We start from the raw sequence: 293 nt of genomic DNA, 5'->3' as shown, positions 1-293 counted from the left end.
AAACCAATGGGGACTTTGGCATAGGTATACATGCCGCCAACCATCAAAATGATGGCATGAAAGAAGATAAGCGTGTAGAGCATGGGAGTCAGCGGGTAGCGCTTCATGGTGGCGAGCAGCAATGGCACAACAATAATGACCGGCGTCACTTCCATCAGCCAGGTCAATTTTTCGGTGGCACAGAAGCCAGTGTAGATAAGGATCAGCGCCAGCACTATAGCGCCAGTGTTCAGTATTACAGGATTCAGTGTGCGGAGCATGGCGAATTCACAAGTAATGGAAAATATTACTAT

At 47.8% G+C, this 293-nt stretch carries 1 protein-coding gene; it reads right to left on the bottom strand.

The features are described from left to right. Positions 1–260, bottom strand: a 260-nt coding sequence (locus tag FDX22_RS26505) for a DUF2238 domain-containing protein (protein ID WP_146718022.1), incomplete at its 3' end; no start/stop codon positions are given. Between the last annotated feature and the right edge of the window lie 33 nt (positions 261–293).

Source organism: Citrobacter sp. TBCS-14, assembly GCF_005280805.1.
Lineage (GTDB): Bacteria > Pseudomonadota > Gammaproteobacteria > Enterobacterales > Enterobacteriaceae > Citrobacter > Citrobacter gillenii.
The sequence above is the reverse complement of the archived record's forward strand: the minus strand, read 5'-3'. Positions and strand labels throughout refer to the sequence as shown.